Annotated in this window: 24 protein-coding genes, 1 tRNA gene and 1 pseudogene; 9 read left to right on the forward strand and 17 right to left on the reverse strand. The window is 68.2% G+C overall.

Annotated features, from left to right (window positions below; genetic code table 11):
• The first annotated feature begins 115 nt into the window (after window positions 1-115).
• Both MST3598_RS08980 and MST3598_RS08985 read left to right on the forward strand, forming a co-directional pair.
• On the forward strand, window positions 116-955 hold the full coding sequence (locus MST3598_RS08980; RefSeq protein ID WP_021200547.1) for a Sir2 family NAD-dependent protein deacetylase: 840 nt from the start codon (window positions 116-118) through the stop codon (window positions 953-955).
• Window positions 952-1539, forward strand: coding sequence for a histidine phosphatase family protein (locus MST3598_RS08985; protein ID WP_021200546.1), 588 nt, complete (start codon window positions 952-954; stop codon window positions 1537-1539). The genes MST3598_RS08980 and MST3598_RS08985 overlap by 4 nt, the downstream gene beginning before the upstream one ends.
• A gap of 80 nt (window positions 1540-1619) precedes the next feature.
• On the opposite strand, the gene MST3598_RS08990 is transcribed toward MST3598_RS08985, so the two are convergent.
• The 5 genes from MST3598_RS08990 to MST3598_RS09010 are packed head-to-tail and all read right to left on the reverse strand — an operon-like array spanning window position 1620 to window position 7568.
• Window positions 1620-2426 (reverse strand): HpcH/HpaI aldolase/citrate lyase family protein, encoded by an 807-nt coding sequence (locus MST3598_RS08990; protein WP_029259211.1) that lies wholly within the window; start codon window positions 2424-2426, stop codon window positions 1620-1622.
• A complete protein-coding gene (locus MST3598_RS08995; protein ID WP_029259210.1) occupies window positions 2423-2911 on the reverse strand; it encodes a MaoC family dehydratase in 489 nt (162 codons plus the stop codon). The genes MST3598_RS08990 and MST3598_RS08995 overlap by 4 nt, the downstream gene beginning before the upstream one ends.
• A 9-nt stretch (window positions 2912-2920) precedes the next feature.
• Window positions 2921-4069, reverse strand: a complete 1149-nt coding sequence (locus tag MST3598_RS09000; protein WP_029259209.1) for an acyl-CoA dehydrogenase family protein — start codon at window positions 4067-4069, stop codon at window positions 2921-2923.
• A 2-nt stretch (window positions 4070-4071) separates the two neighbouring features.
• Window positions 4072-6003 (reverse strand): acetyl/propionyl/methylcrotonyl-CoA carboxylase subunit alpha, encoded by a 1932-nt coding sequence (locus MST3598_RS09005; RefSeq protein WP_029259208.1) that lies wholly within the window; start codon window positions 6001-6003, stop codon window positions 4072-4074.
• Between the two features lie 11 nt (window positions 6004-6014).
• Window positions 6015-7568 (reverse strand): carboxyl transferase domain-containing protein, encoded by a 1554-nt coding sequence (locus MST3598_RS09010; RefSeq protein WP_051671027.1) that lies wholly within the window; start codon window positions 7566-7568, stop codon window positions 6015-6017.
• A gap of 110 nt (window positions 7569-7678) precedes the next feature.
• Between MST3598_RS09010 and MST3598_RS09015 the strand changes: the two genes are divergently transcribed.
• Window positions 7679-8287, forward strand: coding sequence for a TetR/AcrR family transcriptional regulator (locus MST3598_RS09015; RefSeq protein ID WP_029259206.1), 609 nt, complete (start codon window positions 7679-7681; stop codon window positions 8285-8287).
• Here the strand turns inward: MST3598_RS09015 and MST3598_RS09020 are convergent.
• From MST3598_RS09020 to pdhA, 3 genes are read right to left on the reverse strand one after another with little or no spacing between them, the layout of a single operon-like run.
• Window positions 8280-9635 (reverse strand): dihydrolipoamide acetyltransferase family protein, encoded by a 1356-nt coding sequence (locus tag MST3598_RS09020; RefSeq protein WP_029259205.1) that lies wholly within the window; start codon window positions 9633-9635, stop codon window positions 8280-8282. The two genes, MST3598_RS09015 and MST3598_RS09020, sit on opposite strands and share 8 nt — an antisense overlap.
• Window positions 9632-10642 (reverse strand): alpha-ketoacid dehydrogenase subunit beta, encoded by a 1011-nt coding sequence (locus MST3598_RS09025; protein WP_021200538.1) that lies wholly within the window; start codon window positions 10640-10642, stop codon window positions 9632-9634. Before MST3598_RS09025 ends, MST3598_RS09020 begins: the two co-directional genes overlap by 4 nt.
• Window positions 10639-11760, reverse strand: a complete 1122-nt coding sequence (pdhA, locus tag MST3598_RS09030) for a pyruvate dehydrogenase (acetyl-transferring) E1 component subunit alpha (protein ID WP_029259204.1) — start codon at window positions 11758-11760, stop codon at window positions 10639-10641. The genes MST3598_RS09025 and pdhA overlap by 4 nt, the downstream gene beginning before the upstream one ends.
• Before the next feature lie 171 nt (window positions 11761-11931).
• Between pdhA and MST3598_RS09035 the strand changes: the two genes are divergently transcribed.
• A complete protein-coding gene (locus tag MST3598_RS09035) occupies window positions 11932-12405 on the forward strand; it encodes an Lrp/AsnC family transcriptional regulator (RefSeq protein WP_021200536.1) in 474 nt (157 codons plus the stop codon).
• Here MST3598_RS09035 and MST3598_RS09040 read toward each other — a convergent pair.
• On the reverse strand, window positions 12377-13276 hold the full coding sequence (locus MST3598_RS09040) for an alpha/beta fold hydrolase (RefSeq protein WP_029259203.1): 900 nt from the start codon (window positions 13274-13276) through the stop codon (window positions 12377-12379). The two genes, MST3598_RS09035 and MST3598_RS09040, sit on opposite strands and share 29 nt — an antisense overlap.
• 66 nt (window positions 13277-13342) lie before the next feature.
• Between MST3598_RS09040 and MST3598_RS09045 the strand changes: the two are divergent.
• The 3 genes and pseudogenes from MST3598_RS09045 to MST3598_RS09055 all read left to right on the forward strand — a co-directional run bounded on the left by MST3598_RS09045 (window position 13343) and on the right by MST3598_RS09055 (window position 15572).
• A pseudogene (locus tag MST3598_RS09045) lies at window positions 13343-14070 on the forward strand (3'-5' exonuclease).
• Between the two features lie 101 nt (window positions 14071-14171).
• On the forward strand, window positions 14172-15086 hold the full coding sequence (locus MST3598_RS09050; RefSeq protein ID WP_029259202.1) for a helix-turn-helix transcriptional regulator: 915 nt from the start codon (window positions 14172-14174) through the stop codon (window positions 15084-15086).
• Window positions 15087-15254: 168 nt separating this feature from the next.
• The gene (locus tag MST3598_RS09055; protein WP_021200532.1) at window positions 15255-15572 is read left to right on the forward strand and encodes a DUF7882 family protein; all 318 of its coding nucleotides are present in this window, start codon (window positions 15255-15257) and stop codon (window positions 15570-15572) included.
• Between the two features lie 44 nt (window positions 15573-15616).
• On the opposite strand, the gene MST3598_RS09060 is transcribed toward MST3598_RS09055, so the two are convergent.
• Both MST3598_RS09060 and MST3598_RS09065 read right to left on the reverse strand, forming a co-directional pair.
• Window positions 15617-15877 carry a DUF6458 family protein gene (locus MST3598_RS09060; protein ID WP_021200531.1) on the reverse strand — a complete coding sequence of 87 codons (261 nt, stop codon included), beginning with the start codon at window positions 15875-15877 and terminating at the stop codon, window positions 15617-15619.
• Between the two features lie 118 nt (window positions 15878-15995).
• Complete coding sequence (locus MST3598_RS09065) at window positions 15996-17240, reverse strand: globin domain-containing protein (RefSeq protein ID WP_029259201.1); 1245 nt, start codon at window positions 17238-17240, stop codon at window positions 15996-15998.
• A 106-nt stretch (window positions 17241-17346) separates the two neighbouring features.
• Between MST3598_RS09065 and MST3598_RS09070 the strand changes: the two genes are divergently transcribed.
• Window positions 17347-17973, forward strand: a complete 627-nt coding sequence (locus MST3598_RS09070) for a helix-turn-helix domain-containing protein (RefSeq protein ID WP_029259200.1) — start codon at window positions 17347-17349, stop codon at window positions 17971-17973.
• 4 nt (window positions 17974-17977) lie between these two features.
• On the opposite strand, the gene MST3598_RS09075 is transcribed toward MST3598_RS09070, so the two are convergent.
• Together MST3598_RS09075 and MST3598_RS09080 are read right to left on the reverse strand one after the other, a co-directional pair.
• A tRNA-Ile gene (locus MST3598_RS09075) sits at window positions 17978-18051 on the reverse strand.
• Window positions 18052-18081: 30 nt separating this feature from the next.
• On the reverse strand, window positions 18082-18618 hold the full coding sequence (locus MST3598_RS09080; RefSeq protein ID WP_029259199.1) for a gamma carbonic anhydrase family protein: 537 nt from the start codon (window positions 18616-18618) through the stop codon (window positions 18082-18084).
• A 130-nt stretch (window positions 18619-18748) separates the two neighbouring features.
• On the opposite strand from MST3598_RS09080, the gene MST3598_RS09085 reads away from it, so the two are divergent.
• On the forward strand, window positions 18749-19234 hold the full coding sequence (locus MST3598_RS09085; protein WP_029259198.1) for a Dps family protein: 486 nt from the start codon (window positions 18749-18751) through the stop codon (window positions 19232-19234).
• 80 nt (window positions 19235-19314) lie between these two features.
• Here MST3598_RS09085 and MST3598_RS09090 read toward each other — a convergent pair whose 3' ends face one another.
• From MST3598_RS09090 to MST3598_RS09105, 4 genes are read right to left on the reverse strand one after another with little or no spacing between them, the layout of a single operon-like run.
• Window positions 19315-20811, reverse strand: coding sequence for an amidohydrolase (locus tag MST3598_RS09090; RefSeq protein ID WP_029259197.1), 1497 nt, complete (start codon window positions 20809-20811; stop codon window positions 19315-19317).
• On the reverse strand, window positions 20808-21452 hold the full coding sequence (locus MST3598_RS09095; protein ID WP_029259196.1) for an FMN-binding negative transcriptional regulator: 645 nt from the start codon (window positions 21450-21452) through the stop codon (window positions 20808-20810). The genes MST3598_RS09090 and MST3598_RS09095 overlap by 4 nt, the downstream gene beginning before the upstream one ends.
• Window positions 21453-21491: 39 nt before the next feature.
• Window positions 21492-22490 (reverse strand): Fpg/Nei family DNA glycosylase, encoded by a 999-nt coding sequence (locus tag MST3598_RS09100; RefSeq protein ID WP_021200524.1) that lies wholly within the window; start codon window positions 22488-22490, stop codon window positions 21492-21494.
• Window position 22491: 1 nt separating this feature from the next.
• A complete protein-coding gene (locus MST3598_RS09105) occupies window positions 22492-22977 on the reverse strand; it encodes a ribose-5-phosphate isomerase (protein ID WP_021200523.1) in 486 nt (161 codons plus the stop codon).
• Window positions 22978-22983: the final 6 nt, after the last annotated feature.

Consider the following 22983-nt stretch of genomic DNA (forward strand, 5'->3'; position numbering starts at 1 on the left):
GATGTCCACTCTGCCATCGTCCGTGGGCAGGCCTCGCACGGCGTCTCTCGCGCTGACGCCCCGTCGGCGGGCGCCGTGTCCGTCCCCGCACCGTAGACTCGCTCGAGGAGGTCCCGTGAGCGTGTCGAATCCCGCCGAGCTGTCGGCCACCATCGCCCACGCCGCCGAGTTGCTGCGCGAGAAGCGCATCGCACTTCTCACCGGCGCCGGTATCTCGACCGATTCCGGTATCCCCGCCTATCGCGGTGAAGGCGCCAGAACCCGCAGCGATCCGATGACGATCCAGACATTCTTGGGCGATGAGGCCGCGCGGCGTCGGTACTGGGTCGGGAGCCATCTCGGTTGGCGCGCGTTCGCCCGAGCTGAGCCGAACCCGGGACATATCGCGCTGGCGCAACTCGAAACCGGGGGCACGGTATCCGGAGTCATCACGCAGAACGTCGACGGTCTGCATCTGCGAGCCGGGAGCTCGCACGTGATCGAGGTGCACGGGACGATGCGCCGCGTGCTGTGCCTCAAGTGCGGTCAGGTGTTCGACCGCCGCGATGTCGCCGTGCAGATCGAGGAGCTCAACCCCTGGATCACGGTGCCGGAGAACATCGCGCTCGCTCCCGACGGCGACGTCCTGCCTGAGAGCACGGAGGGGTTCATCGTCCCGGTGTGCACGGTGTGCGCAGGGACGCTCAAGCCGGATGTGGTCTTCTTCGGCGAATACGTTCCCCAGGACCGCTTCCGTGCCGCCGAGTCGCTGCTGCGCTCGAGCACCGCACTGATCGTCGCGGGTTCCTCGCTGGTCGTCAACTCCGGCGTGCGTCTCGTCGAGCGCGCCCGTCGCCGCAACATCCCCTTGATCATCGTTAACCGTGAGCCGACGCGCGCGGATGCCTGGGCGCACCTCACCATCGCCGCCGGCACCAGCGACGTGCTCCCCGCACTCCAGGAACTCCTCTCGTGACCCACCTCACCCTCGTCCGCCACGGTCAGACCGACTGGAACCTCGCCAAGCGCATCCAAGGCTCCACCGACATCCCGCTGAACGAGACGGGGCGCGACGACGCGCGGTGGGCGGCGGAGAGGCTCGCTGCCGGTACGCATCATGCCGTCTACACCAGCCCCCTGCTGCGAGCGAGGGAGACGGCGGAGATCATCGCGGATCGGCTGGGGCTGGAGATCACCGGAGTCGTCCCCGACATCCGTGAGCGCGAGTTCGGCGAGGGCGAAGGCATGCTCGTGCCGGACTACATCAGGACCTACGGGGATTGGCATGCGGAGGTTCCCGGGGCCGAGTCCCTGCACGAGGTCGGCGAACGGGCCATCGCGGCGCTGCACGAGATCGCCCGAGACGCACGCCGGCGGTCCGCTCCTCGCGCGGAGTCGGTCATCGTGGTCGCCCATGGCGGAGTGATCCGGGCCGTGATCGACCACGTCTCCGGCGGAACCCTCCCCCGGGACGGCCAGGTCCTTCAGAACGGCTCGGCGCATCGGTTCGTGGCAGCTCCCGGATACCTTCGGCTGCTCGAGGAATCTCCGGTCCTCTGATCAGCTGCTGCTCTGATCAGCTGCTGCCCTGATCAGCTGCTGCCCTGATCAGCTGCTGCCCTGATCAGCCGAGGCGGCGATCAGCCGGCACGAGAGACGACGGAGCGCGCGTGCCGGAGCACTGGTTCGTCGATCATCCGTCCCTCGAACCGGAATACACCGCGCTCTGCCGCTGCGGCGAGGAGGACCGCACGCGCCCATGCCACGGTCGTCTCGTCGGGTCGGTAGGCGGCCCGGATCGCCGCCACCTGGTTGGGATGGATGCACGCCGTCGCGCGAAAGCCCGACGCGGCGGCATCGCGCGCCTCGCGATCGAGGCCCTCGGCGTCGTCGAGAGCGATGTGCACGGCATCGATGGCGGCTTTGCCCCGGGCCCCAGCCTCGAGGAGGATGCGCGCGCGGGCATAGCGGGCGATGTCGCGATAGCCCCCATCGGCATTCCGGGACGACGTGCCACCGAGGGAGGCCACGAGATCCTCGGCCCCCCACATCATCGCTGTGACCCGTGGGTGCGCGGCGATGCGGTCTGCGGCGTGCACGCCACGGGCGGTCTCGCACAGAGCGATCAGCGAGTAACGGTCGTCGAACGCTGAGAGGCTCTCCGCGCTCTCCGTCTTCGCCACCATCACGGTGCGGAAGTCCGTCTTCGCCAGCATCGCGAGGTCGGCGGTGAAGGCGTCGCTGTCCGCGGCATTCACGCGCACGATGACGCGGCCGGGGTCGAGGTCGGCTTCGATGACATTCCTGCGCGCGGCGTCCTTCGCATCCGGGAGCACCGCATCCTCGAGGTCGAGGATGATCGCATCGGCGCGCTCGGCGGCCTTCTGGAAACGCTCGGGTCGATCGGCGGGGCAGAACAGCAGAGCAGGGCCGAGGTCGAAGCTCATGCGGCGGGACCTTCCGGAAGGCAGTGCACCAACACCGAGCGCACGGCAGTGGCGACCACCGTTCCGTCCTGATTGCGTCCGGTGTGCGCGATCTTCACGATTCCCTGCCCCGGTCGGGACGAGGAGAGCCGTTTCTCCACGACGACGCTCTCGGTGTAGAGCGTGTCGCCGGCGAACAGCGGATGCGGGAAAGCCACGTCGCCGAAACCGAGCTGCGCGACGAGAGTTCCCTGGGTCAGCTGCGCGACCGATGATCCCACCATCGTCGACAGCGTCCACATCGAGTTCATCAGCCGCGCATGGAACGGATCCTGGGCCTCGGCGAAGGCCGCGTCGAGATGCAGCGCCTGCGTATTCATCGTGAGGGTCGTGAAGAGAACGTTGTCGGCCTCGGTCGCCGTGCGCCCAGGGCGATGCAGGTAGCGGCCGTCGACCGCGAACTCCTCGTAGTACAGCCCCCGCTGCAGGATGTCGTGCGTGGTCATACCGCCACGCTACCCGGCGAGTCCGAGTCCGCGCGCGATGACGAGGAGCTGCACCTCGGTGGTGCCCTCGCCGATCTCGAGGATCTTGGAGTCACGGTAATGACGGCCGACGGGGAACTCGTTCATGAACCCGTTTCCCCCGAAGATCTGCGTCGCATCCCTGGCGTTGTCCATCGCGGCCTCTCCGCCGACGAGCTTCGCGATGGCCGCTGCTTCGGCGAACGGCTTGCCGGCATCCCGCAACCGCGCGGCATGATGCCAGGCGAGTCGAGCGGTGTGAACCCGGGCCCGCATCCGCGCCAGCGTGAACTGGGCATTCTGGCGCGTGCTCAATGCGGCACCGAAGATCGTGCGGCTCTTCGCGTAGTCCACCGCCGCCTCCAGGCAGCCCTCCGCCGCCCCCGTCGAGAGAGCTGCGATGGCGATGCGGCCTTCGTCGAGGATGCTCAGGAAGCTGCGGAAGCCGCTCCCCCGTGGGCCGAGCAGGTTCGAGGCGGGCACCCGCGCCCCGTCGAAAGTCAGCGGATGCGTGTCGGAGGCGTTCCAGCCCACCTTGTCGTAGGGGGCCTCGACCGTGAATCCCGGGGTGCCGTTGGGCACGATGATCGTCGAGATCTCCTTGCGACCGTCCTCGTTCCCGGTCACCGCGGTGACCGTGACGAAGCGCGTGATCGGGGTACCGGAGTTGGTGATGAACTGCTTGGAGCCGTCGATGACCCACTCGTCGCCGTCGAGTCGGGCCGTGGTCCTGGTCGCGCCGGCGTCGCTGCCTGCCTCCGGCTCGGTGAGGCCGAAGCCCGCCAGCGCCCGTCCGGCGAGCAGATCGGGCAGCAGTTCCTGGCGCTGCTCCTCGGTGCCGAAGCGGAAGATCGGCATGGCGCCGAGGCTGACCCCTGCTTCGAGCGTGATCGCGATGGACTGATCCACGCGGCCGAGCGCCTCGATCGCGATGCCGAGCGCCATGTAGTCGCCGCCCTGTCCCCCGTACTCCTCGGGAAACGGCAGGCCGAACAGGCCGAGATCGCCCATCTGCGCCACGACGTCCATCGAGAGCGTATGGGTGCGGTCGGCCTCATAGGCCTGCGGCGCGACGACCGTGTCTGCGAACTCCCGCACCATGGCGGCGAGCTCGCGCTCCTCCGCGGTCAGATCTTCCATGCTCAGCTCTCCTCCGTCATCACACGGGCGACCGGTTGGTCGCGCCGCACCTGATCGCCCACCGCGACCAGCAGGTGCACCACACCGTCGTGCGGTGCGAGCACCGGGTGCTCCATCTTCATCGCCTCGATCGAGACGAGCGGGTCGCCGGCGGAGACCCTCTCCCCGTCCGCGGCGTGAACCGCCACGACGCTGCCCGGCATCGGGGCCCGTCCCTCCGGTTCCGTCGCCCCGGATCCCGCCTCGCGCGCCGACAGCCGACGCCGCATCCGCTGCCTTCTGTCGAGGGGACGCAGGCGGACCGTGTGTCCGTCCTCGGCCACCCAGACCGCGCCGTCGCCGTCGACAGCGGCACGCACGGAGACTCGAGATCGTGGGGACGGGGCCTCGTGGAGCTCGACCTCTTCATCGTCATCCGTGAGCGCCACGAACGGGGCGACCACCGTGTTCTCCGCTCCCAGGCGCCATCCCTGCAGCTCTCGCCACAGAGGGCTGGTCCGCACCGGCGCGCGGAGCTCCGAGATGGCATCCTTCGCGGCAGCGAGCTGCGCGGTCGACGGTGTCTGCGCGTCGAGGGGAAGCAGGGTCTCGATGAGTCCCGTGTCGAGATCCCCCGCGATCACGCGCGCGTCCTGGCAGAGAGTTCGCAGGAACGCGATGTTGGTCTCGACGCCCAGCACGACCGTGCGTGCGAGCGCCTCGTCGAGCCTCGCGAGTGCCGTGGCACGGTCGTCCGCGAAGGCGATCACCTTCGCGATCATCGGATCGTAGAACCCGGTCACCTCGCTTCCGGTCTCGATCGCCGCGTCGACGCGCACACCGACGGGCGGTTCGAACAACAGCACGTTCCCGGTGGAGGGGAGGAAGCCGCGCTCGGGCGATTCCGCATACACGCGCGCCTCCACAGCGTGACCGCGCAGACGCGGCGAGACATCCAGCGGAAGCCCATCGGCCGCGCGGAGTTGAAGGGCGACGAGATCGAGTCCGGTGACCTCCTCGGTGACCGGATGTTCCACCTGGAGGCGGGTGTTCATCTCGATGAAGAACACCTCGTCCGGCGCATCGGCGTCGATGAGGAACTCGACCGTGCCGGCCCCGATGTATTCGACGCTCTCAGCCGCCAGCACGGCGGCTGAGAGCAGTCGCTCCCGGGTGTGCGGGGGGATGCCTGCCGACGGCGCCTCCTCGACGACCTTCTGGTGCCGTCGCTGCAGGGTGCACTCCCGTTCCCCGAGCGCGATGACCGTGCCGTGCGCGTCTCCGAAGACCTGCACCTCGATGTGCCGCGGACGTCTGATCAGGCGTTCGAGGATGAGCGCATCATCGCCGAACGCCGCGGCCGCCACGCGCCGGGCCGAGGCGAGCGCAGAGCGCAGCCCCGTCGAGTCGGCGACGACCTCCATGCCCTTCCCGCCTCCGCCGGCGCTGGGCTTGACCAGCAGTGGGTATCCGACGTTCTCCGCCTCTTCGGCGATCTCGACGTCGGACAGGCCTTTGGCGTCGAAACCGGGGACGACCGGAACGCCGAAACGCAGGACATGCTCGCGAGCGCGTGCCTTGTCGCCCATGATCTGCAGGGCCTCCACCGACGGGCCGATGAAGACGATGCCGCTCTCGGCGCAGGCCTCGGCGAGTCCGACGCTCTCGGAGAGGAATCCGTAGCCGGGGTGGATGGCTTGCGCGCCGCTGCGCCGAGCCGCCGCGATGACGGCATCGATGTCGAGGTACGACTCCGCAGCCGGTGCCGGGCCGATTCTCACGGCGACATCGGCCTCTCGCACGTGGGGTGCCGCGACGTCGGCGTCGCTGTAGACGGCGACGCTGCGGATGCCGAGCGTGCGCAGGGTGCGGATCACCCGTCGGGCGATCTCCCCGCGGTTGGCGACGAGAACGGTGTGGAAGGAGACGGTGTTCGACGACGACGTCGTGGTCATGGACAAGACACTCACATCCGGAAGACGCCGAAGCGCGGTTCGGGCAGCGGGCTGCGGGAGATGACGTCGAGGGAGAGCCCCAGGAGGTCGCGGGTCTGTGCAGGGTCGACGATCCCGTCGTCCCAGAGTCGGGCTGTGGCGTAATAGGGCTCGCCCTGGTGCTCGTACTGCTCACGGATCGGAGCCTCGAACGCCGCACGGTCCTCGCCGCTCCAGGCATCGCCGCGCGCGGTCAGCTGATCCTCCTTGACGGTGGCGAGCACCGACGCCGCCTGCGCGCCGCCCATCACGGAGATGCGGCTCGCAGGCCACGTCCACAGGAAGCGGGGCGAGTAGGCACGGCCGCACATGGAGTAGTTGCCGGCCCCGAAAGAACCTCCGATGATGACCGTGAGCTTCGGCACCCGTGTGCTTGCGACCGCAGTGACCATCTTCGCGCCGTCCTTCGCGATGCCTCCGGCCTCGGCGTCGGAGCCGACCATGAACCCGGTGATGTTCTGCAGGAACAACAGCGGGATCCCGCGCTGGTCGCACAGCTCGATGAAGTGGGCGCCCTTGAGCGCGGACTCGCTGAACAGCACGCCGTTGTTCGCGACGATGCCGATGGGATGACCGTGGAGTCGGGCGAAACCGGTGACCAGGGTCGTGCCGTACTCGGGCTTGAACTCGAGGAACGTGTCGCCGTCGACGAGGCGTGAGATGACCTCGTGCACGTCGTACGCGGCATTCACGTCGACGGGAACCGCGTCGTAGAGGCTGGAGGACTCGGACGGCGGTCGGCTGGGCGCCACGTCCCAGGCCGGAGCTGCGGGTGCGGGGAGCGTGGCGACGATATCGCGCAGGATCTCGAGGGCGTGCTCGTCGTCTTCCGCGAGATGGTCGACCACACCGCTGCGTCGTGCGTGCAGTTCTCCCCCGCCCAGTTCCTCTGCGGTCACGATCTCGCCGATCGCGGCCTTCACCAGGGGCGGCCCCCCGAGGAAGATCGTTCCCTGGCCGCGGACGATCACGGTCTCGTCGCTCATGGCGGGGACATAGGCGCCACCCGCCGTGCAGGAACCGAGAACTGCGGCGAGCTGAGGGATCCCTTCGGCGGACATACGCGCCTGGTTGAAGAAGATCCGGCCGAAATGCTCCCGATCCGGGAAGACCTCGTCCTGCTTCGGGAGGAAGGCGCCTCCCGAGTCGACCAGGTACAGACACGGCAGGCGATTCTCGAGGGCGATCTCCTGCGCACGCAGATGCTTCTTGACCGTGAGGGGGAAGTACGTGCCGCCCTTCACCGTCGCGTCGTTGCAGACCACCATGACGTGGCGACCGTGGACGAGTCCGATCCCGGCGATCACCCCGGCACCGGGCGCCTCTCCCCCGTACAGGCCGTCGGCCGCGAGGGGGGCGACTTCCAGGAACGGGCTGCCTTCATCGAGCACCCGAGCGACGCGGTCCCGCGGGAGCAGTTTGCCGCGCGCGACGTGGCGTTCGCGGGACGCCTCCGGTCCGCCGCGAGCCGCGGTCGCGAGGCGGTCTCGCAGGTCTTGCGCGAGAGACTCCTGGGTTGCCGGCATCGTGATGTCCTCCTCGACCCACGTCCGCGAGGGCGGGCCCTGGCGCGGTGCATGCACTTTCGGTTAGTGTTCACTAACCCGTTGATTCAGGTTAGCGAGGATTAACTGAGATGACAAGCCCGGTCACCGCCCGAGACCGCGCCAAGGCTGAACGGTCGGATGCGATCCTGCACGCTGCCGCGCGTCTCTTCGCCGCGCGTGGATACAGCGGCGTGAGCCTGGAGGACATCGGGGCTGCCGTCGGCGTATCCGGACCGGCCGTCTACCGTCACTTCGCCGGCAAGCAGGCACTGCTCGGAGCCGTGCTCGTCAAGGTGAGTCAGGATCTGATCCGCGGTGGACGGCAGGTCTCCGAGGAAACTCCGACCCCCGACGAGCGGATGCGTGCGCTGATCGGCTTCCATGTCGAGTTCGCGCTGGGCAATGCCGAGGTCATCCAGGTGCAGGATCGTGATGTCGCGTTCCTCTCCGAGACGGACCGGGCCGAGGTCCGCCGCCTCCAGCGCGCGTACATCGAGTTGTGGATGGCAGCGTTGTCGCCGTTGCATGCGACGCCGGGCGGCAGCGCGGATCAGGATGAGCTGCGGTTGCGCGTGCAGGCGTGCTTCGGGCTCATCAACTCGACTCCGCACAGCACCCGCGCCGCCGCCAGGCGGCATTCCGCCACCGCGACCGTACTGATCGCGATGGCGGACGCGGCTCTGCGCGCGACTACCTGAGCAGCATCGCCCGTCCGGGCTCTTCGAGGATGTCGGCGACATCCTTGAGGAAGCTCGCCCCCTCGGCTCCGTCGACCAGACGGTGATCGAACGAGAGGCTGAGGGTCATCATCTGCCGCAGGGCGATCTCGCCGTGGTGCTCCCACGGCTGACGCCGCACTGCTCCGACGGCCAGGATCCCGGATTGCCCCGGGGGCAGGATGGGTGTGCCGGCATCGACGCCGAAGACTCCGATGTTCGAGATCGAGAACGTGCCGCCTGCGAGTTCCGCCGGCGAGGTCTTCCCCGCACGGGCCACCTCGGCCAGCGACTTCACGGCATCCGCGAGACCGACGAGGGTCAACTGCTCCGCATCACGGATCATCGGGACGATGAGGCCCCGATCCGTCGCGGCGGCGATCCCCAGGTCGACGTAGTTGTGCTGGACGATCTCCCCGGCGGCCTCGTCCCAACGCGAGTTGAGCCCGGGCGTGCGGCTCAGAGCGAGACAGACGGCCTTCGCGACCACCGCGAGCGGGCCGATCCGGTGTGCGCTGAGGGCGCGATCGTCGCGAAGACTCGACAACAGGTCCATCGTCGCGGTCACGTCGACCGTGTGGAAGACCGTGACATGGGGGGCCGTGAACGCGCTCTGCACCATCGCCGCCGCCGTGTGCTTGCGCACGCCGCGGATGGGGATGCGGGTCTCTCGCTCCGCGTCTGTGAGCACTGACGCGTTCGACGGGGTGGGCGTCGACGACAGGTCGTCGGCACGCGGCGTGCGGCGGGCGATCCGCTCTGCGTATTCGTCGACGTCGCGGCGGGTGATGACTCGATCCCCCACGTCGGCGGCGACCAGCACGAGATCGATGCCGAGACGCTTGGCGTGAGCGCGCACGGGCGGGGTGGAGCGCGGCCGTTCGATGACCGCATCCACGGCTGCCGAGGGGGTGGCGTCATGCGGTGCGGCCTCGAGAACGGCTGTGTCGACCGGTGCCGGGGTGGCTCCGATGCGCCGTGCCCGTCGCGCAGGGCGGCCGGCGGTCGTGGGGGCGGCACCGTAGCCGACGAGGTTCGGCTGCGCCTTCTCCTCGGAATCCGACGCGGGCGCGGGCCCATCCTCGTCCTCCCCCACCACATCGAAGGCGATCAGCGGAGCACCGACGGCGACCGTCTGGCCGGCCTCGGCGTGCAGGGCCGATACCGTGCCCTCATAGGGCGAGGGCAGCTCGACGACCGCTTTCGCCGTCTCCACCTCCGCGAGAGTCTGGTTGAGCGAGACCGCGTCGCCGGGGGCGACGAGCCAGGTCACCACCTCGGCTTCGGTCAGCCCCTCTCCGAGGTCCGGAAGGCGGAACTCCGCGATCATGCCCCTGCTCCCGTCAGACTGTTCGGCCGGTCCAGCACCCGGTCGACGGCATCGAGCAGCCGATCGAGATCGGGAAGGTGATACTTCTCGAGCTTCGCGGGCGGGTAGGGGACGTCGTGTCCGGTGACGCGCAACGGCGCGGACTCGAGGTACTCGAAGCAGCGCTCCGTGATGCTCGCGATCACCTCGGCTGCGACGCCGGCCTCGCGAGAGGCCTCGTGGGCGACGACCACGCGTCCCGTCTTGCGCACCGAGGCGGCGACCGAGTCGTAGTCCACCGGTGAGAGCGAGCGGAGGTCGATGACCTCGAGAGAGACGCCTTCGTCCGCTGCCGCGTCGGCCGCCTGAAGCGCCGTGGAGACCATCGCCCCGTAGGTGATCAGGGTCGCGTCATTCCCGGTTCGCACGACGCGCGCGAGTCCCATGGGCGCTGCGTCCGCGAGCGGCGCCTCCAGATCGACATCGCCCTTGTGGTGGTACAGGCGTTTCGGCTCGAAGAAGATCACCGGATCGTCGGAGGCGATCGCCTGTCGCAGGCTGCGGTATGCGTCCTCCGGGTTCGAGACCGCGATCACGCGCAGACCGGCCGTGTGCACGAAGTAGGCCTCCGGGGACTCCGAGTGATGCTCGGCGGCGCCGATGCCTCCTGCCCACGGGATGCGGATGGTGATCGGCATCTTCACCCGGCCCTGGGTGCGGTAGTGCAGCTTCGCGACCTGAGCGACGATCTGGTCGAACGCGGGGTACACGAAGCCGTCGAACTGGATCTCGACCACCGGCCGATAACCGCGGAACGCCAGGCCCACGGCTGTTCCGACGATGCCCGACTCCGCGAGCGGAGTGTCGATCACCCGCGCTGCGCCGAACTCGTCGAGCAGCCCGTCGGTGATGCGGAAGACGCCACCGAGTTTCCCGATGTCCTCTCCGAGCAGCACCACCTTGTCGTCGTCGCGCATCGCCTGACGCAGTCCCGCGCCGAGCGCTTTTCCGAGGGTCAGTTCGGTCATGCGCCGGCCTCGCCCTCGAAGGAGGCGAGGTACGCGGCGTACTCACCACGCTGACGCTCGAGCCCGGTGTGCGGTTCGGCGTAGACGCCGTCGAAGACCGCGAGGGGCGGGCGCGTGACCATGCCGAGGCATGCGGCGCGCATCTCCTTCGCCACCGCGTCTGCTGCCGCCTGGGTCTCGGCGAGGTGCTCGTCGGTCAGATCTCCCGTGGCGCGCAGATGGGCTTCGAGCCGTGCGATCGGATCGCGTCGGCGCCAGGATTCGAGTTCGTCCTGGTCACGGTAGCGCGTCGGGTCATCGGCCGTGGTGTGCGGCCCCATTCGATACGTGACCGCCTCGATATAGGCGGGCCCCTTGCCGGCACGTGCATGATCGAGGGCCCAGCGCATGGCAGCCATGCAGGCGAGCACATCGTTGCCGTCGACGCGGACGCTGGGGATACCGAACCCCGGAGCCCGCCCGGCGATCGGATACTGCGACTGCACGGAGACGGGCTCCGAGATCGCCCAGTGGTTGTTCTGGCAGACGAAGACCACGGGGGCCTGATACGAGGCGGCGAAGATCATCGCCTCGTTGACATCGCCCTGACTGGTGGCACCGTCGCCGAAGTACGTGACCGCGACTTCCTTGGCGCCATCGTGCTGGATGCCCAAGGCATAGCCGACGGCGTGCAGTGTCTGGGCACCGATGATGATCTGCAAGGGCGCGACTCCGAGTGCGGCCGGATCGTACGCGGCGCCCTCCTCGCCGCGCCACATGCGCACATAGTCGCCCGGCTGGGCGCCGCGCGCGTAGATGACCCCGGTTTCCCGGTAGCTCGGGAACACGTAGTCCTCCGGCGCGATGGCGCGTGCCGTGCCGATCTGGGTCGCCTCCTGCCCCTGGCAGGGTGCCCAGAGGCCGAGCTGTCCCTGGCGCTGCAGGGCGACGCCTTCGGCGTCGATCCGCCGGAGGATGACCATGTCCCGCAGCAGTGAACGCAGTTGCGCACTGTCGATGTCGGCGACGAAAGGATCCAGCCGAGGGTTCGCGATGCGACTGCCGTCCGGATTCAGGATGTGCTCCGAGAGCTCCAGATCCTGGGCGGTGTCTGCGATGGGGGTGATCTGCGGTGACATCGTCGTCCTCCTCGTCCTCGGCGGCCCTCGTGAGGCTCCGCGCACTGATGCCAGCGTCATCACCGGCATGGTCTGAGAGTACGTCTGCTCAACACCTCGCTCAAGCATTCTGAAAGGGCTTGAGCATGTTGCTCAATTTGGCACGGAAGGCTCCTGCTAAGGTTTGGCATTATGCCAGGACTGGACCGCATCGATCTCGAGCTTCTCGCCGCACTCGCTGACGACCCGAGGACCACGATCGTCGCGCTCGCGGAGAGCCTGGGCCTGTCCCGCAACACGATCCAGGCGCGGATGGCACGTCTCGAGCAGAGCGGGATCTTCCTGTCCTACGAGAGGTCGTTCTCGCCGGACGTGCTCGGATTCCCGTTGCAGGCGTTCGTGAGCATCGGGGTCCGCCAGACGGAGCTTCCTCGCATCATCAACGAACTCGCCCGGATTCCCGAAGTCGTGCAGGCGCATGGGCTCAGCGGATCGATCGATCTGCTCGCACGCGTGGCCTGTCGCGACGCGCGTCACCTCTTCGACACCGACGCGCGCATCCTGTCGATCGAGGGAGTGGAACGCACCGAGACCTCACTCGCCATGGGCGAGGTGATCCCGTTCCGTGTGGCCGGCCTCATCGGCCTCGCACGACGGGAATCCTGAGGAAGCGCCGGATCGCTCCTGCGGCCTCCGCCGGCGTCTCGTAGTGGATCAGATGCCCGACGTGGGCGATCTCGACCAACCCGGCGTCCGGGAAGAGCGTCGCCAGCTTCCGCTCCGCTTCGATCGGCGTGATGTCGTCGCGTTCGGCCGCCACCATGAGCGTCGGAACGTCGATGTCGGGCGCGAACTCGCGGACGTCGTGCGAGACGCTCGCGACGAAGGCATCGTGGAGCACATCACGATCGGAGAACCGGGAGAAGTAGGTGTCATGCTGGTCGTGGATGAACCGCCGGAGCTCGGGGTCCTTCGTCTTGGCCATCGTGATGCTCATGACCCGCACGATGATCCGATTGCGCAGCAGCGCGGTTCCGAGATTCTCCGGGAGCCGGGCGCCGAGGGCGTAGTAGAACACGGCCAGGCGCGTCATGAGTCCCTTGGGTCCCTCGAGCGCGGGGGCACCGATGGGGTTGATGAGGATCAGGCGCGGAGTCTGCAATCCGCGGGCGACCGCCGCGGCCGTCACGATCGACCCGAAGGAGTGGCCGAGGATGACCGCGCCGGGTGCGACCTCGGTGGCGAAGTCGGTGAGCCATCCGGCGTACTCGTCGAGATCGTGACGGCGTCCCGGCAGCGGGGCCGTCTCGCCGAAGCCCGGAAGGTCGGGCGCGATCACCCGCACCTCGGGGAGGTATGCGAGCACCGGTTCGAGGCCATGGTGCTCGCCCCGGAAGCCGTGCACCGCGACGACGGTCGTCCCGGCGTCTTCGGGTCCGTACGCCCAGTACGCCGTGGTCGCCCCGCGCACCTCGACCTCGTGGCGTTGCACGGGCAGACGACGAAGACGGTCCGCATACGGGGAAGGCACGGTCATCCTCAGAGTCTACGAGTCGCCGTGCGCCTTCTCCTGAATGTCCGCGGCCGACCATAGCGTGAAGCCATGCCAGCCGGTCCCCCGCTTCCTGCCTGGCTCACCCGTGTCGGGGTGTTCGATCTGGAGACGACCGGAGTCGACGTCGAGTCGGACCGCGTGGTGACCGCCTACGTCGGTATCCTCGACGCCGACGGCAGACAGGTCGCGGCCCGTTCGTGGCTTGCGGACCCCGGTGTGCCGATCCCCGACGGCGCAACCGCGGTGCACGGGATCACGACGGCGCACGCGCGAGCCCACGGGCGGCCCGTCCCTGAGGTGGTCGCCGAAGTGACTGCTGCCCTGCGGTCCCTGTTCCGGCAGGGTGTGCCGGTCGTCGCCTACAACGCGTCGTTCGACTTCTCGCTGCTCGCCTGCGAAGCCGCTCGGCACGGGGTCGACCCGCTCACCGACCCCGCACCGGTGATCGACCCGCTCGTGATCGACACAAGGCATATGACCGCTACCGGCGCGGTCGACGCACGCTCGAGGTGGTCGCGGCGCACTACGCCGTCCCGTTGGAGGGCGCCCACGAAGCGTCTGCGGATGCGATCGCCGCCGGGCGCGTGGCGCAGGCGCTCGCCCGTCAGTTCCGTCTCCCCGAGAATCCGGTACAGCTCCACACGCACCAGATCGGCTGGGCCCGCTCGCAGGCAGCCAACCTCACCGAGTACTTCGTGAGCATCGGACGTCTGGAACCCGATGACATGCTCGATGGACGCTGGCCGGTGCGGCACGCCGGCCCCATCGTGGAGTGACGTGCGTCGCTGCTCCTCGGCTCGGAATCAGGTGTCGTGGGATACGCTCCAGATGGTGCGCCCTCGAGTGGGATCAGGGCGCGAAGCACGAGGAGCAGCCCATGCAGTTCACGTCCGTCGATCTCGAACGGGTCGAGTCCACGTGGCAGCAGTTCGTTCCCTCGGCCTCTCTGCAGAATGCTGATCCGCGGAGCTTTCGATTCGACTGGCGATCCGAGGAACTCGAGACCGCGTCGTTCGTCGACTATCGCCTTTCCGCTCAGGTGCATTCGCGGGCCGAGCCGCAGGATCAGTTGCTCGTGTGCCGTGTGGACGCCCCGGACGCGCGCGTCTGGTCGGGGCGCGCTTCCTTGGACGCCGATGCCGTCTGGATGTCGGACGGCACTGAGGTCGAGGCCAGATGGGACCGGTCGGCTCGCGTTCGCGCCATCGTCTTCGACCAACAGGCCGCGCAGAGCAGAGCGCGGCAGATCACGGGGGATGATCGGCGAGAGCTTCGCACGACCGGACTCGCGCCGCACTCCGTCATGGATTCCCAACGGTGGGAGCGGATGTTCGCCTACCTCGACCAGTCCCTGCGGGACGGGATCGCAGACGATCTGCTCGTCGCCGAGCTCGAACGCCATGCCCTGATGATCACGCTTTCGGCGTTCCCGACCACATTCTCCGAATCGCTGCGGCGCCCGGCGCAGCGCGCCGGTGCACCGGCGGCCGTTCGCCGAGCGCTCGCCTACATCGATGCGAACGCGCATCTGGCGATCACCATCGACGACGTCGCGGCCGCGTCCTACATCTCCACTCGTGGTCTGCAATACGCGTTCCGGCGGGCGCTCGACATCACGCCTGCGGATGCTCTGCGTCGGGCGCGCCTCGACGGCGCCCATCGTGATCTCCGCAACGGTCGGGGTCGCTCGGTCGGCGAGGTCGCTCGACGCTGGGGCTTCAGCAACTCCTCGCGGTTCGCTTCGGCCTACCGCGAGGCGTACGGGATGGCACCCGCACTGCCATCGACCTGACAGGGAACGAATATTCTCTTCGCGTCGCTCGGCGGGTCGGGGGCGAGCGCGGGGCGTCGGAGCGATCTGCGGTTAGAGTTCGAGTGTCCCGGACCTCGGTCCTGCGAGCACGCCCCCGAGGAGAACCATGGTCCACGCGCGCCACCCCCACGAATCGTCCCCACGCTGATGGGAAGCCTCTACTACGGCGACGCGAAGACTCCCATCCACATCGATGACCGCGCGCTCGCGCATCTCAAAGTGGTCATCGCCACCAAGCTCCGTCGTAACGAGAGCTTCACCCTCTCGTGGCGGCACCCGGACGGCGATGCGCCCGGACGTTCCACCCTGTGGCTGCATCCCTCGATCCCGCTCCGCTTCGTCTTCCAGGACGCACAGACGCCGGAGCTGAGCAGAAGGTGGATCGAAGAGCTGGCTCATTCCGCGAGTTCGAGCGGTGGCATCACGCTCGTCGAGGAACATCTCGAGAGCGTCACCGCCGACTGACGGCGCCCGACACCCTCCGAGCTGGACGCCGTCAGCGGCTGGGCTCACACCGCTTCGTCGCCGCTGGTGCTCACGGAGCGACGCGTCGTCGGCTCTCCGGTGGCGGGATCGACGAAGGTGCGCGACACCGTCTCGGTGCGACGCCGACGTGCGAGCAGCACGATGCCGATGAGGAAGACGACGACGCCGGCCCCCATCAGGATGTAGCCGACCATGTCGAGGTCGACCCAGGGAACGTCGACGTTGATCGCGAAGACGAGGATCGCCCCGATCACGAAGAGCGCGATTCCGCTGCCGATGCTCATGGTGCCTCCCGTTCTGCGGCGCGGTGCCGCACATCGAAAGCATGGCGTGGTGCGGCACCGCCGAGGAGGGGCTTGACATCCGCGCGCCCGTTCCCCTCCTCCCCTGTGTGCGGAGACCTCAGGCGGCGTCGGTCGCGGGCTGCTGCAGCCAGAGATCGGGGCCGAAGACCTCGTAGGCGATCCGCTCAGCGGGCACTCCTCGGCGCAGAAGGGTCGCTCTCGCGTTCCGCATGAACTCGAGGGGTCCGCACATGAACACGACCGCGTCTTCCGGCAGCTCCACATCGGTGAGGTCCATCCTGCCCGGAAGAGCGGGATGCAGGGTCGGGGCCCCGTCTGCGTCCTTCGCGTACCAGTTCTGTGCCCTGGCGTCGTCCATCGCGAGCACCTGACGACGAAGTGAGGGATACAGCGCGTGCGTGTCGTGGGCGCGGTCCGCATGGAAGAGCCGCACAGTGCGGCCGGGAGAACGTCGTGACAGGTCCTCGACGATCGCAGCGATCGGAGTGATGCCGATACCCGCCGACACCAGGATCAGCGGGTGCTCGTCGTCGTCGAGCACGACATCGCCTGCCGGCTGCGATACGTCGAGCACTGTTCCGGGATGCGCGTGCTCATGCAGCCAGGTCGACACCAGGCCGTCGGGCAGGCCGCCCTCACCGCGTACGCGCTTCACCGTCACCCGCAGCGAATCGCCTCGCGGCCCGGAGGAGATCGTGTATTGGCGCGGCTGTCGGGAGCCATCCGGCAGGTCGACGGCGATGGCGACGTACTGGCCGGTACGGTGCGAGGCCACTGCCCCCTCCACGGGAGCGAGGAGCAGGGAGATGACGTCGTCGGACTCCACCACGCGCTCCACGACGCGGTGCGTGCGCCACGGCTGCTCGGGATCGGTTCCGCCCTGCGCGTAGAGCTTCGCCTCCTCCGCGATGAGCGAGCATCCGAAGAGCCAATAGACCTCGTCCCAGGCGGCTCTGACCTCGGGGGTGACGGCATCGCCCAGGACCGTCTGGACAGCGTCGAGGAGGTGGTGCCCGACGATCGTGTACTGGCGTGCCTGTATGCCCAGGGAGACGTGCTTGTGAGCGATCCGGCGCATGACGGGCGTGAAATCGGGGGCCTCGGGGTCGATGAGGTGGACGGCGAACGCAACCACCGATGCGGCCAGCGCCTTGGGCTGCTCGCCTATCGCCTGGTTTGCACGATTGAACACACGGAGCAGTTCCGGATGTGCGGCGAACATCTCGCGGTAGAACAGCGTCGTGATCTCGTCCGCATGCTGCGCGACGACTCCCTCGGTCGCACGCACGACCGCCTCGGACTCCGTTGAGAGTTTCATGACTTCCCTTCTCTTCATCGTCATGGTTCTCCCACCCTTTCCCGCGGCGAGGGTACGCGCCGGGTCTTTCACCGGGTTATTTCCGGTGGAAAGGAGTCCTGGACTGTTCGCGCCCGCCTATCCTCGCCACATGCCCCGTCGCGCCCATGACTTCCGAGGACTCACTCAGCCGCGTCGACTCCAGCTGCTGCACGCCATACAACAGGCGCCCGGCCGGCGCGCCGGCGCGCTCGCCGAGGAGAGCGGCATCCCGCTGAACACCGTCCGGGATCATCTGCGGGTGTTGGAGGACGAGGGGCTGATCCGCAGTGAGACACGAAGGTCCGGCGGTCGAGGGCGTCCGTCCGTCGTCTTCCATCCTGTGCGCGACGTGACATCGAACACCGTCACACGCGCGCGCGTCGACGGGGCGAGCGAGCGGGGGCGGATGCTCCGAGCCGTGACGGACGATGCCCCGACTGCGCTCGAGGAGGACGCCCTGCGTCAGGTCGACGTCCTCTACGAACACCTCGACGACGCCGGTCTGGACCCCGTCGTCGATGAAGCGGCGCTGCGCTTCGACTTGGCTCCGTGCCGCTATCAGGGGCTGTTGGCGGAGGATCAGGCGCTCGTCTGCGACGTTCACGCCCAGCTCGTCCGCGATGTGCTCCAGCTCAGCGACGGGCCGCTCGAGATGCAGCGGTTGGATCCGTTCGTCTCGCCGCGGCAATGCCGGCTGTTGCTCGGGCGGAGGGAACCCGGGAGCGGTCGTGGCTGAGGAGTAGGGCGGGCGGGACTTGAACCCGCGATCGTTGGGTTATGAGCCCACTGCCTTAACCAGCTTGGCCACCGCCCCGTACTCCTCCCAGCCTAGCGGCCGGGGCCGTCAGGCCGAGGTAGCCGACGAGTGCGTCTGCGAGTGCCCCAGATAGATGTCGGCGTTGGCGATGAGTCCCGCACGCTCCTCTTCACTGAGTGCCCGACGCACCTTCGCGGGAACACCGGCGACGAGGGAACCGGCGGGGATCTCCGTCCCGCCGAGCACGACGGCGCCTCCGGCGACGAGGCAGCCTTCACCGATCACCGCACCGCTGAGGATCACCGATCCCATGCCGACCAGCGTGCCGTCGCCGATCGTGCAGCCATGGACGACCGCATTGTGTCCGACCGATACCTTGGCACCGATCACGACCGGGTGTCCGGCATCCACGTGCACCGAGACGTTGTCCTGCACGTTCGAGCCGGGACCGATGACGATCCCGGCCGAGTCGCCACGAAGCACGGCGTTGTACCAGACGCTGGAACCGGCGGCGAGGGAGACTTCACCGATGATGCGCGCCCCGTCTGCGACGAAAGCCGTCGCGTCGATCGACGGGGTGCTGTTCGGCAGGGCGAGGACAGAGGCTCCGGACGCGATGCTCATGAGGCGAGACTACCCTCACTTCCCCGGAATCACGCGGAAGTGAGCCGAGCCTCAGCTTGCTTGCGGAATGTATGAGGCTGAGTAGCGTTGTCTTCATCAGATACGAGAACCCGTTCCAGAGGAGCACAAGATGAGCAAGGCACAGACCGTTTCCACCACCGCCATCGACCCGACCGTGGCTGCAGGGGCGGCCCAGTTCCTCTCCCCTGTCGTGCTCGGCCTCCAGGCGCTGACGCTCAACGGCAAGCAGGCGCACTGGCATGTCCGCGGCGCCAACTTCATCGGCGTCCACGAGTTGCTCGACACGATCGTCGCCCACGCCGGTGACTTCGCAGACACCGCCGCAGAGCGGATCGTCGCGCTCGGTCTGCCGATCGACGCTCGCGTCAACGCAGTCGCCGACAAGGCGGGAACCACCTCCGTCGCCGCCGGCTTCGCCCAGTCGGACGAACTGATCCGCGCCGTCATCTCTGACATCGACGCGATCCTCGTCGACGTCAAGGCCGCCGTCGACGGCCTCGACGAGGTCGACCTCACCAGCCAGGACGTCGCGATCGAGATCCAGCGCGGCCTCGAGAAGGACCGCTGGTTCCTGGTCTCGCACATCGCCGCCTGATCTGATCGGCACAGCAAGGGGCGATCCTCGGTTCTCCGAGGATCGCCCCTTCTTCGTGCGCGCTTCGTGCGTGCGGAAGATCAGCCGATGTGGGTGACGTATCCGGCCAGAATCGTGGAGCGAACGGGCATGGATCGCAGGTCCGCCCCTGTCGCCGTGCGAGGATCTGCGGCGCAGAGGGCGATGTCGGCGGGCTCGCCCGGACGCACCGACGAACGCACGCTCGCCTCGAGCGCCTGGTCGATCGTGATCCGTTCTTCCGGATGCCAGGGTTCCCGCGCGTCGTCGGTGCGCGATACCGCAGCCGCGATGGCGTGCCAGGGGTCGAGCTCGGCGACGGGTGCATCGGATCCGAAACGCAGGTGCACGCCGGCGTCGCGCAGCGATGCCAGTGGATAGCCGATCGCGGTCTGCTCCGCCCAGTGGCGATCCACCAGATCACGGTCATCCACGGCGTGCTGCGGCTGGACGCTGGCGACCACCCCGAGGCGCGCGAACCGCGCGAGATCGCTGTGTCGGACGAGTTGCACATGCTCGATCGACCCGACGGCGCCCGTGGTGGTGAAGGCGTCGAGCGCCGAGGTGATCGCCCGGTCGCCGATCGCATGCACGGCCACGCCCAGACCAGCGCCTGTCGCCCGGGTCAGGAGCGCGACGAGTTCATCGGAAGGCACGGTGAGCATCCCGAAGTTGTCGGGGTCACCGGGATAGGAGTGCGAGCAGGCGGCGGTTCGCGTGCCCAGCGAACCGTCGGTGATGATCTTCAGCGGCCCGACGTGGACCAGGCCTCTACCAGGTGTCGGAACGTCGTGCTCCTCGCGGAGTTCTCCCGTGCGCAACCCGGCGCCGATCGCACGGTCGAGGTCGAAGGGGTAGACCGCGAACTCGACACGGTGCCAGGCGAAGCCGGCCAGGACCCGTCGGGGCCAGGCTTCCGCACTCCACGCCATGTCGAAATCGACCAGGCCGGTGATGCCGCGCGTGGCGGCCTGCTCTCCAGCGCGCATCATCGCGCGGTCGCCATGGGCGGCGTCAACCGCGTTGAGGCGCCGCGAGATCTCGAAGGCGTCGGTCTCGCGGAGCATGCCGTCATCGCTCCGGAACCCCTCACGAGCGAGTGCCGCGCTGTTGAGCCAGACGCTGTGGACGTCGGCATTGATGAGGTAGGTCGGGATATCCCCGGTCGCCGCGTCCAGGAGGTCGAGTGAGGGCCGATCCGACCACAGGGCGTCACGGAAACCGGTGCCGACACGACGTCCATCCGGCAACGGGGCCACACCGCTCATCGCCGCGGCGGCAGCGGCGGCGGATTCCAGGTGACCGAGCGGCGCTCGTTCCGATGCCAAAGCCCATTGCACCGTGTGCACGTGGTTGTCCCAGAGCCCCGGAACGGCCCAGGCGCCATCACCGCGGATGACCTCGCCCCGCGCCGGCAATGCACCGGTCGGCGCGATGTCGACGATGCGCCCGTCGGCGATGAAGATGTCCACGGGCTCGTCATCCATCAGGAATTCACGCCCGGGGCCCGCAATCCGCACGGCCGTGATGGTGTCGATCGCCGCTCCGCGTTCTGTCACTGCTGTCGTCCTCCTCGGCGCGCGTCCTGTGCGCGCCGCATCTCCGCGGCGAGAGCCGGGTTGGAATACGGTCCGTCGGTCGACAGCGCGGCGATCACCGTCTCGATCGTCTCCGGCGGCTTGTTCTGACTGAGTTTCCTCTTGGCGACGACGCGGGTCGGCGTCAACCGGAAGCCGACAGTCCCCGAAGCGAGCCGCTCGATGTATCCCGGGTCATTCGGACGCTCCCACATACGCCTCGGTTCGGGCATCCGCGATTCGAATCGCTCCACCAGCCGGTCGAGGACGACGAGGTTCTCTTCGTCCGTGAGGATCTCGGGCACGCCGGCCAGATGCACGGCGGTGTAGTTCCACGTCGGCACGGCGGCGACATCGCCGTACCAGCCCGGAGACACGTAACCGTGTGGACCCTGGAACACCGCGAGCATCTCTCGCCGGCCCATGCCGTGGATGAGATCGTCCGGACGGCCGACGTGCCCGACGACGGTCAGGTCGTCGCGCGATTCGTCGAGGAGAACGGCGTAGTGGGAGGCGACGAGTCCGTCATCGCCCGCGCTCATGATCGTCGCCCACGGATTCGCCTCGATCACTCGGCGGATCTCGGTCACGTCGGCCAGCGTGAAGCTGGGATTCTGTCGCATTCGATCAGCCTAGAACGGATGGCGGTGGCAGGTGCGTGGTCAGGCCTGACAACGGGGGCACCAGTAGAGCTTGCGCGCGCCGATCTCCTCGAGGGCGATCTCCGTCCCGCAGATGCGGCACGGAAGCCCCGCGCGGTGATACACCCAGTGGCGGTCGTCGCGGTTTGCCATCGCCGCTCGATAGTCCGCACCGGTGAGGCCGTCCATCGTCATCATCTGCCCGGTCTCCACACCGACGGCGAGCAGCCGCACCCAATCGTTCCAGAGCGCACGCACGACGTCTTCGGGCACATCCCGACCAGGTGTGTGCGGATTCAGCCGCTGCCGGAACAGCATCTCGGCCCGGTACACGTTCCCGATGCCGCTCACGACCGACTGGTCCATGAGCAGGAGTGCGATGACCGTCGGCTTCTTCCGGACCGCCCGGACGAACCGTTCTTCGTTCTCGACCGGATCGCCGACGAGCGGATCGGGCCCCAGCTTGGCGACGGTGGCGAGCATCTCTTCGGGCGTCTGCAGCACACAGGCGGTCGGTCCTCGGAGGTCGGCTGCGGTGATGTCGGTCATCAGGCGAAGGCGCACCTGCCCGACGACAGGAGGAGGCCACTCCATCCCCTCGTCGGCGAGGCCCTTCGTCTGCTCCGACATGCGCACATGCACCCGGGTGCGTCGAGGGGCTCCGATCGACGCCAGCGAGTTCTCCCCCGCATCATCGAGGATCGGCTCGTCGAGGACGGTGCCCCGCTGGTTGGTCTGGCCCATCCGCCCGTTCGCCGAGGCGATGGTCGGGTCGACGAGGATCTCGCCCGCGAAATCCCACGCCCCGTACAGACCGAGGTGCACGCGGAGCCACAGATCGCCTTCCGTCTCGAGGAACATCTGCTTGCCGACGGCCTGCACGCTCACCGCCGCGCGCCCGTCGAGGACAGCGGCACCTTCGGCGAACCGGCCCTGCGGGCTGGAGGCGCTCAGCGTCTTGCCGACGAAGTTGCGGTCGAACTGACGAGCGATCCGGTGGACGGAATGACCCTCGGGCATCTCAGGCCCGCGGGTCCGGGAGCAGGGAGCCGTCGCGTTCGAAGTCCGCGATCTGGCCGATGCGCCGCACGTGGCGCTCGTCTCCGGAGAACGGCGTCTCGATGAAACGGTCGATGAACGAGGTGACCTCGTCGTAGGTGTGCTGTCGTGCGCCGATGGAGATCACGTTGGCGTCGTTGTGCTCGCGGGCCAGTTCTGCCGTCGAGAGGTTCCACACGAGTGCGGCACGGACGCCTTCCACCTTGTTCGCAGCGATCTGCTCGCCGTTTCCGGAACCTCCGAAGACCACACCCAGAGCTTCGACGCCCGCCCGCTGATCGGCGATGACCGCCTGAGCCGCGCGGATGCAGAACGCGGGGTAGTCGTCGACCGCGTCGTACTCGATCGGACCGTGATCGACGACCTCGTGTCCGGCTGCGCGCAGATGTCCCTGCAGCTGGGTGGAGAAGTCGAGGCCCGCGTGGTCGGTGGCGATGTGGATGCGCATGACTCC

The sequence above is a fragment of the Microbacterium sp. TPU 3598 genome (assembly GCF_002356155.1).
GTDB classification, from domain to species: domain Bacteria; phylum Actinomycetota; class Actinomycetes; order Actinomycetales; family Microbacteriaceae; genus Microbacterium; species Microbacterium maritypicum_A.